At 60.5% G+C, this 16,763-nt stretch carries 11 protein-coding genes; 4 read left to right on the top strand and 7 right to left on the bottom strand.

Features of this window, described 5'->3' with window-relative positions; translation table 11 throughout:
* Nucleotides 1-591 precede the first annotated feature (591 nt).
* From M0D69_RS02965 to M0D69_RS02955, 3 genes are all read left to right on the top strand, one after another.
* A complete protein-coding gene (locus M0D69_RS02965) occupies nt 592-981 on the top strand; it encodes a hypothetical protein (protein WP_301780589.1) in 390 nt (129 codons plus the stop codon).
* A gap of 83 nt (nt 982-1,064) precedes the next feature.
* Complete coding sequence (locus M0D69_RS02960) at nt 1,065-1,757, top strand: P-loop NTPase (protein ID WP_301780588.1); 693 nt, start codon at nt 1,065-1,067, stop codon at nt 1,755-1,757.
* Nucleotides 1,750-2,553: a hypothetical protein gene (locus M0D69_RS02955; protein ID WP_301780587.1), complete on the top strand. Its 804-nt coding sequence runs from the start codon at nt 1,750-1,752 to the stop codon at nt 2,551-2,553. Before M0D69_RS02960 ends, M0D69_RS02955 begins: the two co-directional genes overlap by 8 nt.
* Nucleotides 2,554-2,639: 86 nt before the next feature.
* Here M0D69_RS02955 and M0D69_RS43675 read toward each other — a convergent pair whose 3' ends face one another.
* The 7 genes from M0D69_RS43675 to M0D69_RS02925 all read right to left on the bottom strand — a co-directional run bounded on the left by M0D69_RS43675 (nt 2,640) and on the right by M0D69_RS02925 (nt 15,027).
* The gene (locus tag M0D69_RS43675; RefSeq protein ID WP_367619680.1) at nt 2,640-3,002 is read right to left on the bottom strand and encodes a hypothetical protein; all 363 of its coding nucleotides are present in this window, start codon (nt 3,000-3,002) and stop codon (nt 2,640-2,642) included.
* Nucleotides 2,999-4,939, bottom strand: coding sequence for a ParB N-terminal domain-containing protein (locus M0D69_RS02950; RefSeq protein WP_367619679.1), 1,941 nt, complete (start codon nt 4,937-4,939; stop codon nt 2,999-3,001). The genes M0D69_RS43675 and M0D69_RS02950 overlap by 4 nt, the downstream gene beginning before the upstream one ends.
* A 132-nt stretch (nt 4,940-5,071) precedes the next feature.
* Entirely contained in the window at nt 5,072-5,905 is an 834-nt protein-coding gene (locus M0D69_RS02945) for a DUF932 domain-containing protein (protein ID WP_301780586.1), read from the bottom strand.
* A 1,625-nt stretch (nt 5,906-7,530) separates the two neighbouring features.
* A complete protein-coding gene (locus M0D69_RS02940; protein ID WP_301780585.1) occupies nt 7,531-10,971 on the bottom strand; it encodes a hypothetical protein in 3,441 nt (1,146 codons plus the stop codon).
* A 47-nt stretch (nt 10,972-11,018) separates the two neighbouring features.
* Complete coding sequence (locus M0D69_RS02935) at nt 11,019-11,867, bottom strand: triacylglycerol lipase (protein WP_301780584.1); 849 nt, start codon at nt 11,865-11,867, stop codon at nt 11,019-11,021.
* Nucleotides 11,868-12,836: 969 nt separating this feature from the next.
* Nucleotides 12,837-13,274 (bottom strand): hypothetical protein, encoded by a 438-nt coding sequence (locus tag M0D69_RS02930; protein WP_301780583.1) that lies wholly within the window; start codon nt 13,272-13,274, stop codon nt 12,837-12,839.
* Nucleotides 13,275-13,584: 310 nt separating this feature from the next.
* On the bottom strand, nt 13,585-15,027 hold the full coding sequence (locus M0D69_RS02925) for a serine hydrolase (RefSeq protein WP_301780582.1): 1,443 nt from the start codon (nt 15,025-15,027) through the stop codon (nt 13,585-13,587).
* A 403-nt stretch (nt 15,028-15,430) separates the two neighbouring features.
* Between M0D69_RS02925 and M0D69_RS02920 the strand changes: the two genes are divergently transcribed.
* Nucleotides 15,431-16,465, top strand: coding sequence for a hypothetical protein (locus tag M0D69_RS02920; RefSeq protein ID WP_301780581.1), 1,035 nt, complete (start codon nt 15,431-15,433; stop codon nt 16,463-16,465).
* Nucleotides 16,466-16,763: the final 298 nt, after the last annotated feature.

Here is a 16,763-nt window from a genome sequence, read left to right as displayed (position 1 = left end):
CGGCATCGACCCAGCGCAAACGCGAGGGATGCATGACCTATGCCGGACAACAAAAGATCGCACCTAATGCGCACAGTGAATCCTGCGCAGATGCGCGACGGACAACAAAAAGATGCGTCGCGGGTAAACAGAGGAGACGTCCTCGGCAACGCAAAAATAACAAACACTGGATAACAAAGAAGCAGATGCGCGAGAGAAAAAACGTCCGCTGGATAAATAGCAACCGAGCGCGGAAGGGCATCGCAAGTCACTCAACACGGACGGCGCATGATGGCGAGACAGAACCCGTGCAGTCGGAAACAACGGCCGAGGTAACGACGTTGCTTCGCGAAAACATCGAAGGTCGGTCGCTTTGAATCCCCGGCGCATACGATGCGAACCTGGACACATCCTGTGCGTGATGCTGGTCGATAACAAAAGCAGATCGCACATCGTTGCGGACATACGACAGGTCAAAAAAAGTGTGTTGTTCCGACAATGTCCAGTGTGGTCCGTGGTGTTCCGGGAAGATCTTTGTGGCTAAAAACAGGTGGTTGACGTTTGCCTCGCGGGTTAGCAAGATCGTCACAAGCGGTGTGGCGGAGGTTAACAATGCCTGTTGTGAAAGTCTTTACGAGATCGCAATGGGATGAGTTCGTGCGCGGTCTCGACGCGCTTCCTGATAAACCGGCAAGTGAACGCGGGATGACGGTGCGCGAGGCGATGAAGGAGGTCAAAAGCCATATCCGCACGGCGCAGAACAAGGGTTATACGCTGGGGCAGATCGCCGAACATGCGAAGCGAGCGGGTGTCGACATCAGTGCGGGCACGTTGAAGCTTGCCCTGCGTGAATCGAGTAAGGGAACGAAGCCGCGACCAGCACCTAAAACCGGGTCGTCGCGGTCAACTTCAGTACAGAAGCACGGACAATCCTCAGTGCAAAACGGCGCGTTACGCGCAGACAACGTGCGCAGCGACGTGCGACAACATGGGGAAAAATAGAAGTCAAACCGAACCCCATGCCGGTACAGGCGCCGCTCTCATTCGCGATCAAACCTGATACCGACGATCTGTAGAGGAAGGCGATGGATACGACAATCAATCCCATTTATATCGTTGGCGGCAGTAAGGGCGGCGTGGGTAAAAGCATGGTCGCGCTGGCGCTGGTTGATCACTTGCAACGGCGCGATGCCAATATCGTGCTGATGGAAACCGACACGTCGAATCCGGATGTGATGAAGGCGGTTCACGACGAGATCGAATGCGCGGCGTTCGATCTCGATGAGGCCGATGGCTGGATCGGGCTGGTGAACTTCTGCGACACGCATCGCGATGCGGTGGTGATCATCAATACAGCGGCGCGCAACCAGGCAGGGGTCGCGCGGTATGGCGCGATGCTTGCCAGTACGCTGGAAGAGCTATCCCGGCGGCTGGTCGTGTTCTGGGTCATCAACCGGCAGCGCGACAGTCTGGAACTGCTGCGCGAATTCGGCACGACCTTTCCCAATGCGACTACGCATGTCGTGCGCAATGGCTACTTTGGCACGGCGGACAAGTTCACGCTGTACAAGGATTCGAACGTGCGCAAGAGCGTTGAAGCGAAGGGCAAGTCGCTGGATTTCCCCGACCTCGCGGATCGGGTATCGGACGATCTTCGAAGCCAGCGGTTGTCGATTAGCAAGGCGGCTGAGACGTTGCCCATTGGACAGCGTGCGGAACTATTGCGCTGGCGTGCGCTGTACGACACGATGTTCGCCGGGGTGATTTCCGATGCATAGCAGGCGAGCACGACCGTCCGATCCGCTCGCGCGACTCTTTCGCGATGTGACGGGGGAGGCGCCAGATGAGGCCAGTCTTGGCCGGATGCGGCGCGTGTCGAATGCGCTGAATCTGCGGGATAACGACGCGCTCTGGTCAGTGCTGGCGGTGCTGGAATACTATGCGCGGCTCTATGAGGCGATGCCTGATCGCATACGTGAAGCGGGCGAGGGGAGCCTTGATGATGTTCGGGCAGAGGCAGCCGAAGCGACAGAGGCACTCATGGCGCAGCATCGCGACGCGCTTGCTCGCTGCAAGGCGACGATCCAGCTTGCAGAAGCGATGATTCGCGAGCATGAGGAGCGCTATCGGGCGGCATTGGCGACACTCAGCGAAGCCGGGCTGAATGTCTTGGCTGAGCGGGCGGCGAACCGGATCGCGCGAACCGTCGGAAATCGGGTCGTCGGTGCGTTCTCGGTTGCAGCCAGAGACCAGCGAGACCGGTTCGACACGGCGGTGCAGAGGTTCGGGCAGGCCGTGGCCGAGGCAGGTCAACAGGTCGATACGGCGGCACAAGCGATGGAGCAACGGTTTCGGCGCACTGTGCGCAACCTGCTGGCTGGTGTTCTCGCCGTTCTGTTGATGGCGATTATTGCGGGGATTGGTGGGGGCTGCTGGGTGATAAGCCACGCGTCGAGTGACGCGTGCCACGCAGGACGGCTGGCGGGAGAAAATCGAGCAATCAGCGGGTGGCGCGCAAGTGTTGAGCAAGGAAGAGGCAAGCAAGTGGGTTTCCGGTCTGTCCATGAGGCCTAGCGGTGCAGCCTAGCCTTTGCGGGTCATGGGCGCGTCAGCGCTCCGCCCGGTGAAGGACGGAGCGTGCTCTGTTACCGCATGCGTTGCTATGCCTCAGCGCTTGCGGCGGTAGGGAACGGCCATGCCGGAGTTGCCGCAACGACAGCCGGGACGGATTTCCCGTTTCCAGCGATTGTGTTCGCGGCAGAAGGGCCTGTGCCGTCCGTGCCGTCCGGACCATTCACACCGTTCGTGCCATCCCCGACGTCATCGTCTTTCGGTGAGTATCCTCCGGCATCACCGTTGTCCCTGTCGCCGTCGCTCGCGTCGCTTTCGTCATGGTCCTCATCCTCGTCGTCAGGATCGAAGTAATTCACGATGGGCAACTCCTGATCGGTGAGTATTTCCGGGAGCCACTTCACCTGTGCGAGGCGCAGTTCGGCGGCGGCTGCCGCATCGCCTTTTTTCATCTTCTGAAGATCGGCAGCGGCCTTCGGGGAGACAGCGTTGGTGACAACCTCAATGATGCGTGCCTTGCTGACGTGATCGAGTATGACGCGCGGGTCGGAGTCCAGTACCGTGCCATGTCGAGTTCCAGCACGTTACTGATGGCATTGACCGCGTGCGGCTTCTCGGTGCCGCTGATGCCATCGACCAGCGAAGCCGTGCAGAACGCAAGCAGGTCGAGCAAGGTCGTGCCAGGATCCTGTTCGATCAGCCACGGCAACAGATCGGCGCGACGCGTGGGCAGGGTTGCCGCCCACTGCTGACGCTGTGCGTCGATGATCCCCCATGCAACGCTCGCCGGCATATCGTCCGCCGCACTCGCGAGTTTGTCATGGGTGCAACTGCCGTTGAGTTGGACACTGTTCGCGTCGATACCCTGTCCGTACCGCTTGGGGAAACTAATGGGCAGGAGCCGATGCAGTAGGACCGCGAGTGCAACGGACGGGCGCTTGGTCAATTCGGCCTGCACGGCGGCGGTGCGGTGCGCCGTGAGGCGCTGACAGAGTGTCGCGCTATGGATGGGCCGTTCCTTCGGGGCCGCCGTACCCGTTGAAATCGCTCCGTCGCTCTCGTCTGCCAGTCCGCTTACGATCGCGCCCTGTTCTTCGAGGGTCGCCTTGCTTTCAGGCCGAACGAGTCCACGCTCGATCATCAACTCGCCGTTCGGGCCGACCATGACGAACGCACCGGCCTCGGCTATCTGCTGGACATCCCACATTTCGGCCCGTTTGGCAAAGTTCTCGATGGCAGCATTCGCAGTATCCAGAGCCGCTTCGAGCCGTTCGACTTCCTCGTAAGCGTCCTCATCGCCTTCTTCAAGGGCGTCGAACTGGGCGGTCAGTGCGTCACGTTGCGCGTTGAGCGCGTCAAGCTCGCGCTGCTCGTCGGCGGTATAAGCGCGCTGGACGGGTTCGAGCCTGCCGAAACTGTTCAGTTCGCTGTAGTCGCGTTCAATGCGCGTTTCGATCCAACCGAAACCCTCCGCGCGCACTTCCTCGGCGGCGGCGTCGAGCTTTTCTGAAACGAGCCGTTGCAGCAGTTCGGCGTCGGCCACGAAACCCGCGTTCTGCTCGTCGCTGAACATGTCGCGTCTCACATAGCCCCCAGCGGATTCGTAGGCATCTAGCCCCACGAACTTCACCAGCCGGCTACGGCTTGCGTCGATCTCGGCGCGCGTGATGGCTTGTCGCAGATAGTGCGGCGCGCGCTGCCATTCGTTGGGCGCGTCGAACCAGAGCCTTTCCTGGGTTTCGTGGTCGTCAACGAGCGCGAGTGCGGCCAACTGGTCGAGCGTGATGGCGTCGTCCTCGCGCAGCAGCGCAAGTAGCTTGGGCGACACATCGGCCAGCTTCAGACGGCGTTTAACGGTCAACGGCGAGACGGTAAACAACGCCGCGATGTAGTCGATCCTTTTGCCTTCATTAGCCAGCCGTTTGAAAGAGACAATCAGATCGAAAACGTCGAGTGCTTCACGCTGACTGTTTTCAATCAGGCTGACCGCGAACGCTTCGCCTTCGGTGACGATGCGCACCGGCACAGGATAATCGGCCGGGATGCGCCCGTCCTTGTACAGCAGGTCGAGCGCGGCGAGCCGTCGCTGACCGGCACATACGCCGAGCTTCGGCTGCTTGCTGCGCGAACCCTTTATCAAGTGGACCACGAGGTTTTGCAGCAGTCCTTTCGCTGCAATATTGTCGGCTAGGCCCGCGATACCAGTGAGTGGCTTGGTGCGTGCGTTCAGCGGCGAAATGCGCAGCCGAGAGTAGGGCACGTGTTCGATCGGCTGTTCCTTGCCGAAATCCGTTTCCAGCACGCTCGCAGCCTCGGCGGCTGTGTCGGTCGAGATAACGGCGGTTTCGGCGCTCACTTCATTGGCTTGTGTCGTGATTTCGGATTGCATGACAAATTCCAGAGAAATTAATGGAAGATTTCCCGGGTCACGTTTGTTGCGAAACACCACGAGGCTCGGACCCGAGTAGGAATCCTCACGATGTAGTCGGGAATGGGTGCAGACGCTGCTACCCCGTCGGGCTTACGTTCTGAGTTGACGCATGGCGTCAGCCAGCACCCAGAGGGCGCGGTTCAGTTTCACGTTCTGGTCGATGCCGGTGACCGCGCGCGTGGAAATCGCGCGACCGGACCGCGAGCGACCGTGCAATCCGCCCTTGGTCAGGTTCTCCTGCACACGATTAAAGGTGGTCCAGAGATCGTCGCGGCGATCCTCGAAGCGGCGCACGCCGAGCAACTGGCTTTCAGTGATGGGCGGGGGTGCGTCAGCTTCGGAGGGGTCATAGCGCAGCGTGAGCGCGGCGCGAGCAAAGGCGGTCTGTTCGTCGCGGTTGAGGGTCACGGCTTGCATGCCTGCCGTCTGCTCGCGAATCAGGTCAAAGCCGTCGAGCACATCGAATGCGCCGTTGATGACGTTCTGGACGATGTTGCCCTTGTGCGGCACGCGTACTTCGCCCACGGTGTCCCCGGCTACGATGCCGTTCTGGCAGACGAAACGGAAGACGCCGGCGAGCATCTGATAACTGCTCGTGCCATCGTGCGAGTTGAGGAGGATGATTTCGTTGGCGTCATTGCCGGTAATCTCATTGGCGGGGCGCATACGGATCATGTGTTTCGTATGCTCGCGCTTGTCCTGATCACGCACGCGGGTCTGGCAGACCATGAAGGGCTGGAAGCCTTCGTTGCGCAGACCGTTGAGTACGTCGATGGTCGGGATGTACGTGTAACGTTCCGAGCGGCTATCGTGCTTGCCCTCGGCAAAAATGGACGGGGCCACGGCGCGAATCTGGTCGTCCGACAGCGGCGAATTGGAACGAAGAGCCGGGGAGCGGTAATGGAAAGAAGAGGCGAGTTGCATGGCAATCTCCAGAGCAAGAAGTTGATCGGTGTTGCGCTGACCGGGCTCCAAGATTCCGCCCCGTCGTAGGGGTTGGTTTCATCCTGGTCGAAGCCAGGGGTGGCTTTGTTGCCGCCAGTCTCCTGAGTTCGCGCCCGTGCGACTGAAGGAGCCGGCGCCGGGTGGATGTCAAGGAAACAAGTGAGGGGTTGGTGCGGGACGGAGCAAAGCGCAGGACACGGCCCCGAACGCCTTGACAGCCGCACGGAGTCGGCTACGGTCGCGGGTTAGGGCGGGAACGGTGGAGACTGGTGGTTGCGAAGCGGATCGTGTTCGACTGGGATGAAATGCCGCGCGGCGAGCGCGAATCTGGGGCCGTTTTGTGGCCACACCTGACTAGGATTTTTGAGGGGTTTCCAAAGAACCCGTCGCCCAACGCTGGGTTCGAGATCGGTATGGACCTCGTGCTCCACAGTTCGGAGTTGGTTTTAAGCGACTCAGCCGCGTCTCGAATAAGCCGAGGTGTCGCGAGAGTCGTTGCTGGACCAGCCTTGAAGGCCCAGTGGGCGTTGACCTTTCGGGCGTCGAAGCACGACACATGTTGGCGGAAGACGGGGTTAGCTCGCCGAAACTGGAACGTTGTTTGGCCAGGGCGGCATCGAAGCCGGCAAGTTCCGAGAAGGGTGCCTGGTAAGTTGGTCGATGTCGCTAAGAGGTGGCGTCGCCATGCTTCGGCTCGAGCGACCGTAACCGACCGCGGCGCTTCGATCGGCGATAAGCGGCCATGAAGGGCAGTCGCCGACGCTCGTTCGAATGACCGTAGCTCGGCCGGAGCCGCCTATGTTCGTGGGGAGTTACTCTATGTTGTTCTGACCGGCCGCTATGGACGAAGTCGAATGTCTCCACTTGAATCACAGTCGCTCTTCGGCAGCGCGTGATAAATAACCCAAGCTCGGCCTAAGCCGTCGTTCGCGTGTCCCGATTCCGCGCCCCTGCGAATGCCGCGTGACGGGAAACCCGAATGAGTCTTGTCGACCGAGGCTGTGTCAAAACGCGTGGCGCTACGCCTTGGCTAGAAAGTCGGCTTGTCAGAACGCTCTATACGGACCTCGTGACCCTCCGGGGGGGTAAAACGACCCCCTAAAACCTAGTGTTTTTGAGTTTTGACACAGCCTCGACCCTGAACTGTCATTCGACTTGCAAAGCCGTGGTCGGCAGCTTTCGTTGGGGGAGCGGCCATTCGTATACGCCGCGGGCGTCACAATACTCGCCAGCCGAGCGCCATCACTGAGAGCGACAGCCGGCACGAGCCTCCTTATTACTGTCGCCTTAGAGGGTCTTCGGCGGCCCCCAAGCTCGGTGGGCATTCTGTCCGATGTGCTCAGTAAATGGGGGTGTTTGTCGCAAAAACGAGAAGGGCTGGATTCCCTAGACTATCCAGCCCTTCAACAGACGCGGCATCCCTCAAAGTGCTTATACACAGAAGAAAATCCGGTTATGAAGTGGTGTGCCCGCCCTTCTCCACGGCAGTTGCCCACGTTCAGGTGGCTCGCGAGGCAGATTTGCGACGTCAGATCAATGTGCGCATAAGGCGCACGGCAGGAGATCATGTGGACGGGCCGGCGGTTCGGGACCACGCGCCCGGTTCACACCGGAAAAATTCCAACGGCATCCACCTTCAGGAAGTGAACACGTCCGCTGTGGTCTCCTGCCGCGAGCACCCCCGAGCGCGGCGAGAAGGCAAGCGCCAGGATAGCGGCGTCAGCGACGAACCGGACCGTCCCCGTCCATTGACCGTTGCGTTCCTGCCAGACCCGGATTGTCCTGTCACACGACGCCGACGCGAGCCGCCCGTCGGCCAGAACCGCGAGTGCGGTCACCTGGCCCGTGTGTCCTTCGAGCGTCGCCTCGCACGCGCCGCTCGCCGGATTCCACAGCCTGATCGTGTGGTCATCCGACCCTGACGCGAGCCGCCCGCCGGCCAGCACCGCGAGTGCGGCCACCTCGTCCGTGTGTCCTTCGAGCGTCGCCTCGCAGGTGCCGCTCGCCGGGTTCCACAGCCGGATCGTGAAGTCGTACGACCCCGACGCGAGCCGCCGGTCGGCCAGCACCGCGAGCGCGGTTACCCGACCCGCGTGTCCTTCGAGCGTTGCCTCGCACGCGCCGCTGGCCGGGTTCCACAACTCGATTGTATTGTCCGACGCCCCCGACGCGAGCCGCCCCTCGGCCAGCGCCGCGAGCGCGGATACCCGACCCGTGAGTCCTTCGAGCGTCCCCTCGCACGCGCCGCTCGTCGGGTTCCACAGCTCGATCGTGTCCCACGACCCCGACGCGAGCCGCCCGTCGGCAAGCACCGCGAGCGTGGTCACCGCGTGTCCTTCGAGCGTCGCTTCGCACACGCCGCTCGCCGGGTGCCACAGCCTGATCGTGTTGTCCAGCGACCCGGACGCAAACCGTCCATCGGCCAGCACCGCGAGCGCTGCCACCCCATTGATGTGTCCTTCACGCACAGCCTCGCACGCGCCGCTCGCCGGGTTCCACAACCTGATCGTGTTGTCCGATGAGCCCGACGCGAGCTGCCCGTCGGCCAGCACCGCGAGCGCGAACACGGGGTACGTGTGTCCTTCGAGCGTCGCCTCACATATGCCGCTCGCCGGGTTCCACAGCTTGATCGTGTCTTCCTCCGCCCCACCCGACGCGAGCCGCCTGTCGGCGAGCACCGTGAGCACGGACACCCCCTTCCTGTGTCCTTCGAGCGTCTCCTCGCACGCGCCGCTCACCGGGTTCCACAGCCTGATCATGCCGTCCTTCGACCCCGACGCGAGCCGTCCGTCCGCCAGCACCGCGAGGGCGGACACCCGGATCCTGAGTCCTCCGAGCGTCGCCTCGCACGCGCCGCTCGCCGGATTCCACAGCTTGATCGTGTCATAGCCGCCCGACGACCCGGACGCGAGCCGCCCGTCGACAAGCACCGCGAGGGCGGACACCCGGTTTGTGTGTCCTTCGAGCGTCGCCTCGCACGCGCCGCTCGCCGGGTTCCACAACCTGATCGTGTTGTCCGATGAGCCCGACGCGAGCCGCCCGTCGGCCAGCACCGCGAGCGCGCGTACCGAACCAGTGTGACCTTCGAGCATCAACTCACACACGCCGCTCGCCGGGTCCCACAGCCTGATCGTCTCGTCCCATGATCCCGACGCGAGTCGCCCGTCGGCAAGCACTTCGAGTGCGGACACCTGCTTTGTGTGTCCTTCGAGCGTTGTCTCGCACACGCCGGTCGCCGGGTTCCACACCCTGATCGTGCCGTCCCACGACCCTGACGCGAGCCGCCCGTGGGCCAGCACCGCGAGCGCGGATACCGTATCCGTATGTCCTTCGAGCGTACGGTGCAACGCTTCGGTTGATCGAAGGCTGTCGGTCAGGGGCACCAACCCGGCGTTGCGTCTGAGGTGCTCGGTCGCCCGCGCGCCCAAGGCTTGGATGTCCTGATCGCCCTGTGATTGCAGTCGACCTAATATCTGTGACGCCAACAAATCATTGCCTGACCAGTCAATGTTGTCGTATCCGAGCACATGGGCGCTCTGTCGAAGCGCGCGCCGCTTCAGAGCCTTTAACGTCGGGGTCTCGTCCACATCTTCGAAATCCATGAGCAACGCATTGACTCCCGCAGCGCGCAACCGGGCATCGAGCCAGCGAAAGTCGAGTAGCAGCCTTGCGAAATGGTCGTTTCGCTCCCGCGGGTTCAGGTACGCGCCAAGATGTCGCGCCAGATACGCCGATTCATGCGCGCGGTCCGCGGCGAGTTCGCGCCGTGCCCAGGCGGCGATTCGTACCTCGGCGTCCCTCGGCGCAACCGAAAACCGGCCAGCGCGCGGAAAACCATTTCCATTTTCCTCGCTGAGCCATTGCGCGAGGGACAGGTGGTCGAAGGCGTAGCGCCTGGCGCGCACCTGCAGGAAGTCTTCGAGTTGCTTGAGTATCTTCCCGACCTGCGCCTCAGTCGTGCCCAGGATCGCCGCCAGTTCGGCGCGTGACAGCGGCTCGCGCTGGACACAGAGCACGCCCAACAATGCGCCTATGGGCCCGTAGTCCTCGCTCTCCGGAAAGCGCCGCTCGAAGGCATCCAGATAGAACCCGTCCATCCCGGGTGGCAGGTCGTTAAGGCGATCCAGCGGCAGCGCGCCGGACTCAACGTCGTTGAGTACGCTGACTGCGTAGAGGAACTTGCCGCCACTTTGTTCAGAGTCCGACAGGAACGCCGCGATACCGCATGCACTCTTGCCGCCTTCTACCAGCATCGGTGCCAGCTTTGCGCCGGCGCAGCGTCCGGCGACGTAGTGGCGGATGTCGTCGAGGTTGCGGATATCCTCGCCGTCCAGTGTCGCGTACCGGAACGCGTTCTGGAGCGGCTGCAGGACTTCCTGAATCCGTCGACTCGTGGCAAGAACTCTCAGCCAGGCGGGCAAATGTTTTGCCTGGTTCGCGAGCAGGCGCACGATCGTGGTCGGATGGCTGATGGCCGCAGTGGCCTTGAAGTCCAGCGCCTCGTCCATTGCGTCCACGAGCAATATGTGGGGCGCACCCGGGGGTTCGATCGCGTTGAGCGGGCCGACGACCGCGCGCGCGAACGCACTCGCCGGATCCAGTTGCAGTTGCGCGTCGTCGAGCCAGCGGCGGGCGTCCGGATCGGCTTCGACTGCCGACCGGTATGCCGGCAGAGAGTCGGCGAACTGTGCCGCCACGCTGCAGACAAAGGTCGCCGGGCTGAGCGTCGCATTTACATAGTGATTGCAAAAGTGACAGGCCGCGATCTGCAAACCGTGAGCATCGTGCGTGAGTTCGGCCATGAAGGCCGACTTGCCGACGCCGAAGTCGGCGCGGATCAGCATCGCCTGGGCGCCGTCATCGTCTTCGTACCATTTGCGCACCTCGTCGAACAGCCAGTCGCGCCCGGTGAAGTCGTGGCGCTTTTCGGCAAGGTAACCGGAAAAATCCCACGGTCGCGGCCAGTTCCAGCTCAGCGCCGCTTGTACCGCTTGGGCAGCGGATGACCATGCTGCGTGCGGTTCTGCCCCGTGGTGTGCGAGCACCGGTACTATCAGGCCCGCCGCGCCTGGCGCGGCTTGCTGCAGCGGGCCTAGCGAGGGCGGACCACTTCCGCCGAGCAATCCTTCAGGAAGCGCATGACGCCCTTGTAGACTTGGGCATCGCGCGAGCCCGGCTTGCAGATGCTGATGTGATCTTCGTCGAGCGGTACGGCGCGCTCGCCTGGAATGTTAGGCTCGGCGCTGGTTTCATCCACGACCAGAATGCCCTTCGGAAGCTTGACGCCGAGCAAGGGGATCTCGGGGCGCACCTCGCGCTTCTCGCAGTAAGCGCGACAGATCACGTTGCGCTTGCGCTGATAGTTGAGGAACCAACCGTGCAGCTCGCGCAGCCGCGGGTCATGGGCGGCGAGCTCCCTGACATGCTCATTGGTGCGATAAACCGCGGCGGCCAATTCTGCGAAGGTAGCAACATGCGCTCCGGAATGCGGCGTGGCGATGAAAGCGATGCCCTTGGTCTGCGCGGCGATCGCCTCCCAACGCAGAACGCCGAAACTTTCGGCATGGCGGAGAATCTGTTTAACGACGATGCCGCCCATGCTGTGGGTTATGAAGGCCAGCGGGCGCTCGCCCAGGCCCTCGTTGCTGAGCAGATCGAGCACCTGGTTGCCGCGGTCGGCAAGCGGCATGGACTCGTCCTGCCATTTCGAACCGCTGGCGGCGTATCCCAGCGTCCATAGGCCCAGTTTCGGCAGATCCGCGGCGACCCAATATGGCCAAAAGGTGCCGATGTCACCTGGGTCGGCCATCCACGTGGTCCAGGCATCTCCTCCCAGCCCGTGGACGAACACGATATCGAGCGCGCGTGCGTCCTCGTCGCAGCCGGCGATCTCCTGCAGTCCGCGGCGGGCAGCGGGATCGGGAATGCGGGTAAGCAACATCGGCGGCTCCTTTTTTGGGTTTTAGGACTGGGGTGGTGCGTCCGCAACCGCTCAACGCAGCCTGTCTCGGCTGTACTCCCGTGTCCCCTGACGGGCCGCTACGCCACCTATCTAAACTTTTCCTCCCGACCGGACCGTGCACATCTTCGTTACTCGGCCGCACCAGGAAATCCTTAGGACCGGTGAGCTGGCAGGATGCTCTACTGGCCGTCGCGGGATCAGGATTTCGCAACGATGCCATGTCTAAACACAATGGGAAAAAGACTGTACGTTGGCGGCTGATAAACGGGTCCGGGACATTCCGTTGCACTTTCCCCCCGCGACGGCGCGGTTGGCCAGCATCTGACATCACTATAGGACGCTAAGGACGATTGGGGGCAGAAACCGTTGTGGGAAAAAGCCCGGGATTACCCCTCCATTATTTGTTTTTTTCGGCGTCGGTTTGGTGGCGCACAGAGGACTTCCACCTTCTCTCACACGTCCTGCATGTCATCAGAAGCGCAGCGCCCGCCGCTTGTATGTGAACGGCGGACCTGCTTCTCAAATCGAATGGTCGTTTGCTGGGCGGAATCGACGTCTGAGCGTCCGAGCGACGGGGCGTGCGAATGAAGCTTAGTGGCCGCGTACTGCCGGATGCGGCAGACCCATGTCGACCCCTTCCGGACCTGGAAATTTCTCCATCCCTGCCGTTCGAAGTCGCTACCATAACGGTCCAGCGTCCATTTGCGAGTGCATTACTTCGAAGGTTGACTCATATCGCTTGATTACGGCCCTCACCAGACTTACAAACCATTCCGGTGAGTTCGGGGCTACGTACACCTTTTCGACTAGGAGGTTGAGCGCGACGGGGATTAGCTCACCATGTGTAAACGTCGTGGCCGCGAAATCCCACCCAACGCCTTCCACAGTTGGTGGCGCCCGAACAATAGCCGCGCGCACCTCTTTTTCGTGCTCAAAGCTCTTCCGCTTTTATGTAAACGGATCGAACGCGTTTGAACTCCCCGCGATGAACCCCGATTCGTAGTCTATATATCTAACTTCGCCGAGAAAGACATTCTCTTGAACGCCCGCGAAGCAGTCTCGAAGCTTTTGGTATGTGGACTGGATGGCTACGCCATTACTGTTGTTCAAGTACAGAGACCACATCGCCGCAGACTCATGCTGATTCATGTGCCAGCAATTTAGCCCGACCATTTTGACCATGTTCTTTGCCATCTTCGGTGCGTCCTCCGTCATAGCCCTCGCATATGCCGCGTAGTGCTCAACCGGGAAGCCGGGAGGTGGATTTTGTCGGGCGAGCACGCTCAACTTCGGGTACGAGCCTTCAAATGGGTCGACGAGCTTATCAGTTCGCGTAAAGTGCAGCGAACGGCTTTCAAGCAGCGAGACGAACTTCGTGAAGTCCATATATCGCCACACTCTTACTGTGTCGTCCTCTGGCTGCGGAAACGAGGGATGCTCCGAATACACGTTTTGCTCCTAATCGAAAGGATCTGCATCCTCAAGCTGTCCAGCTGAAGCTGTGTAGGAAAGCCTGAGACCAGCAAGACAAGTGCTCCTCAAAGTCTGATGTAGCCCCCGGGTTGAACGCATCCTCATCATGGGCGCTCTTCTCTTCGCTCTAAAGGAATCTGTCGCCGTTTGCAAATCGATTGTTAGCGTTCCTGACGGCCCATCTAGCGGCCGCTATTCGGCAAGCGTGTGCTAAAACGATCATTCATCCGGCTATCTGACGTTGGAAGACAATATCCGAGACGGCCGGCTCGAGCGGCGATTTCAGACGATCAACGAGACCCCCGGCGTTTCTCTCAAACAAGATCGGAATTCCGCTCGCATAGCGAGGTATACCGTCCTCCTTTAGCTGGAAGGAGTCTCCACCGCGATATATCAGTACCCCGCTGAGACCCCGCCAGGACCAGCGCGCCTCGGACGCGGTTTGAACGATTGAGATGCAACCGTAGGCCGGATGTTCATATTCGCCAACGAAATCGCGGGGTGGCTCGCCAAAGAGTAAGGCCGACACGCCAGGCACTTCAAAGCCTTGCGTGTATGCTTTTTCTTCAAGTTGCTTTTTCCGTTTGATCTGAAAAATCTCCAGCCAGTTGATTGGCGGGAGCGAGCGCAATCGGTCAAAGACTGCGTAAGCTATCAATTCACGAACAGAACAAGGGTCGCGGTTGGTAAGCACGACGACACCGATCCCATGATCCGGCAGCATGCTGACCAGCGTGGCCCAGCCCGGTAGCGAACCGGTGTGAAAGACAGACCGGTCACCCCGGTAGTGTGCAGACTCTAGCCCGTATCCGTACTGGCTTCTGCCAATTTCCGCAAACTCCGAATCGCCAACGTCTACGCGCGGGGTCATCATTGCATCAACCGCGGCAACTGAAACGAGTTGCTTGTCATTGGCGCGTCCCCGCGATAGCAGGAACTGAAGCCAACGAGCCATATCCTCTACCGAGGCAGTGATGCCTCCAGCAGGTGCCGCATGCATCGGCCACAACTCCTCGCGGTAAACATCACGCCCGTCGAGGCCATACGGATGCGCGTGGTCGATCGACGATTCCAACGCTGCTGTCGAAAATCCAAAGTTGCTGAAGCCGAGAGGTAACAACAGCCGCTGTGCCGTAAATTCTTCCCACGCTTGCCTGCTAAGTCGTTCCGCGACCATTCCCGCTACAACGTAACCGAGATTCGAGTACTGGTACGCTTCGCGGAGCTTTCGGCTGGGTTCCAGATAGCGCATGGCTTCAAGAATCTGTTCCCGCGACCGCTCACCCGGAGGTGACCATATCCGGTCGTGACGCGGAAGCCCACTGCGATGCGTAAGCAAGTCGGATATCGTGATTGCCTCGGTCGCGGCCGCGTCGCAAAGCTGGAACTCCGGCAGTATTTCACGAACTCGCGTCTCCCAATCCAACCGTTGCTCGTCGACCAGAAGCGCGAGTCCAGCGGCCGTGACTGACTTGGTCAGCGAGCAGATCATGAACTGGGTGTCGCATGTAACCGGAGCGTTGACTCCGAGCTCGCGCACGCCATAACCCTTTAGCAAGATGACTTCATCGTCTTGAACCACGGCGATGGCAAGACCGGGAATGCCCCAACACTTCATTGCGTCTTCGACCAGACGGTCCAGGTCTATCCAATCGGAGTCGTGCATCGGGTTAGCGCCTCCTGGTGGATCGGCCGCCGCCAAAAATTCGCCGCGCGCGTGGCACCGCAAGATTCGTAAGGCCGTGCGAGCCTCGTGATCAATGTGTGTCCGGATTGTCGATGATTCGCGCCTATCCGTCGAGTGACCGCTTCTGGCCCTGACTAAGACCTTACTGCCGGCTACTGCTACCGCCGGACCGACCTTCGCCGGTGACACAATTAATTCGCGTCTGGAAACCCTTTCCTAGTAAGGCTGGGACGGAACGTGGTCGAGGTATGATCACCAGTTGACACATTTATTGTCGCAACGTTGATAGTTTTAATACGCTCTACGGCGATGGACCGCCGACAGCTAACTTGTCGCACTAGCTAAGCCACCATTTCGCACGAGAGGCAAACTGCAACTCGGAATGAGCGTCGTCAACAATATCATGCCGGTATTCGCGCTGATTGCCTTTGCAACGCTGTTAGGCTTCGCTCTCGAAGCTGTCAAAATGGAAACGCATGCGAAGCGATCACTTGCCAGACGCCCTACAACATGCAGATCCTATTGGAGGGCAGCTCCTCCGGCGGATAACTGTAAAGGAAGAGCGACCACGATGAGCATCGGCCTTATGACCCCGGAGCGATACAGGGCGATCCTCAGTGAATACGATGCGATCCTCGCCCATGCTTGCGCGATGTCCGACCGTCTGGTCGGACGCACCGTCGTTGAAAGACATCTGTCGTACGCCGAGACCATCTTTACGAAACTGCTTTGTCACGCGATCAGCCTGCGAAAGCTATCTCCTACGCCTGAGCGCTCCTCGCCACCTGAACTTTGGGATATCGGCGCTGCCTGCGCGATCGCCCGCACTTTGATCGAGGCATTCGACGCATTGGCGTACATTAGCCTCCAGACCATCCTTCCTCCCGAACGTGAATTACGGATTTTGGTATGGGAACTGCATGACCAAGAACATCGTCTGCACATGCTAGAGAACATCGGCGCGGCTGGTCCGGGTGTCGAGGAAATCCGAACCAGCGCGAAAACCTTGCACGGCATGGTCACCACCCACGCTTTCTACACCGACCTATCGAATGATATGAAAGGAAAGATCGCTGCTGGCAAGGCTCCAGCATACTTTCGAAGTCAAAAGGATCGCAATGCTGCCAGCGGAATCAACCACGACTACTACATCAGTGTGACGACGTTCCTGTCCCAGTACGTCCACACGCTACCGTTCGCGCTGAGTCAGTTGACGTTGACTCACGCGGGGGACTCCGGTGCGTTGCAAGTGGTAGCGATGCCGTTGCAGTATTCCATGCTGTTCATCGCTAAAACCATCGTCGGGATTGGGTCACTCTGGCCGCACGCGCAGGTGCAGATATCTGCGGATCTGCTGACTATTCTGGACCGGTGGCTTGTACTTGCGGAGCAAGGGGTGAAAGGAGTCGGACGGTGATTTCCCGCGAGACTCACTATTGCGAACTCCATCGACGGCGTGCTACGAGAGGCGAGGGAAGTGGAAATCGCTGAAGCAGAGAGGCAAAGACAATGTGCCGGATAATGACCAGTACTGGCGTGCGCTCGGCAACCGCACATCCCGCTCCTGATGCGGTACGAACGGGCCGGACATAATTTCATCATGCAAGGGCGGAGTCAACGCCACCGGACATTCCAGTGGCGGGCGAAGTCTGAGAGCGGAAGGGCCTGACTCGTTGGCCGTATCCATGCATTAAAAACAAGAGAATAGGGACGCC

The organism is Caballeronia sp. SEWSISQ10-4 2, from assembly GCF_030464885.1.
GTDB lineage: Bacteria > Pseudomonadota > Gammaproteobacteria > Burkholderiales > Burkholderiaceae > Caballeronia.
Note: the sequence above shows the minus strand (reverse complement) of the source record. Positions and strands in the feature narration are given on the sequence as shown.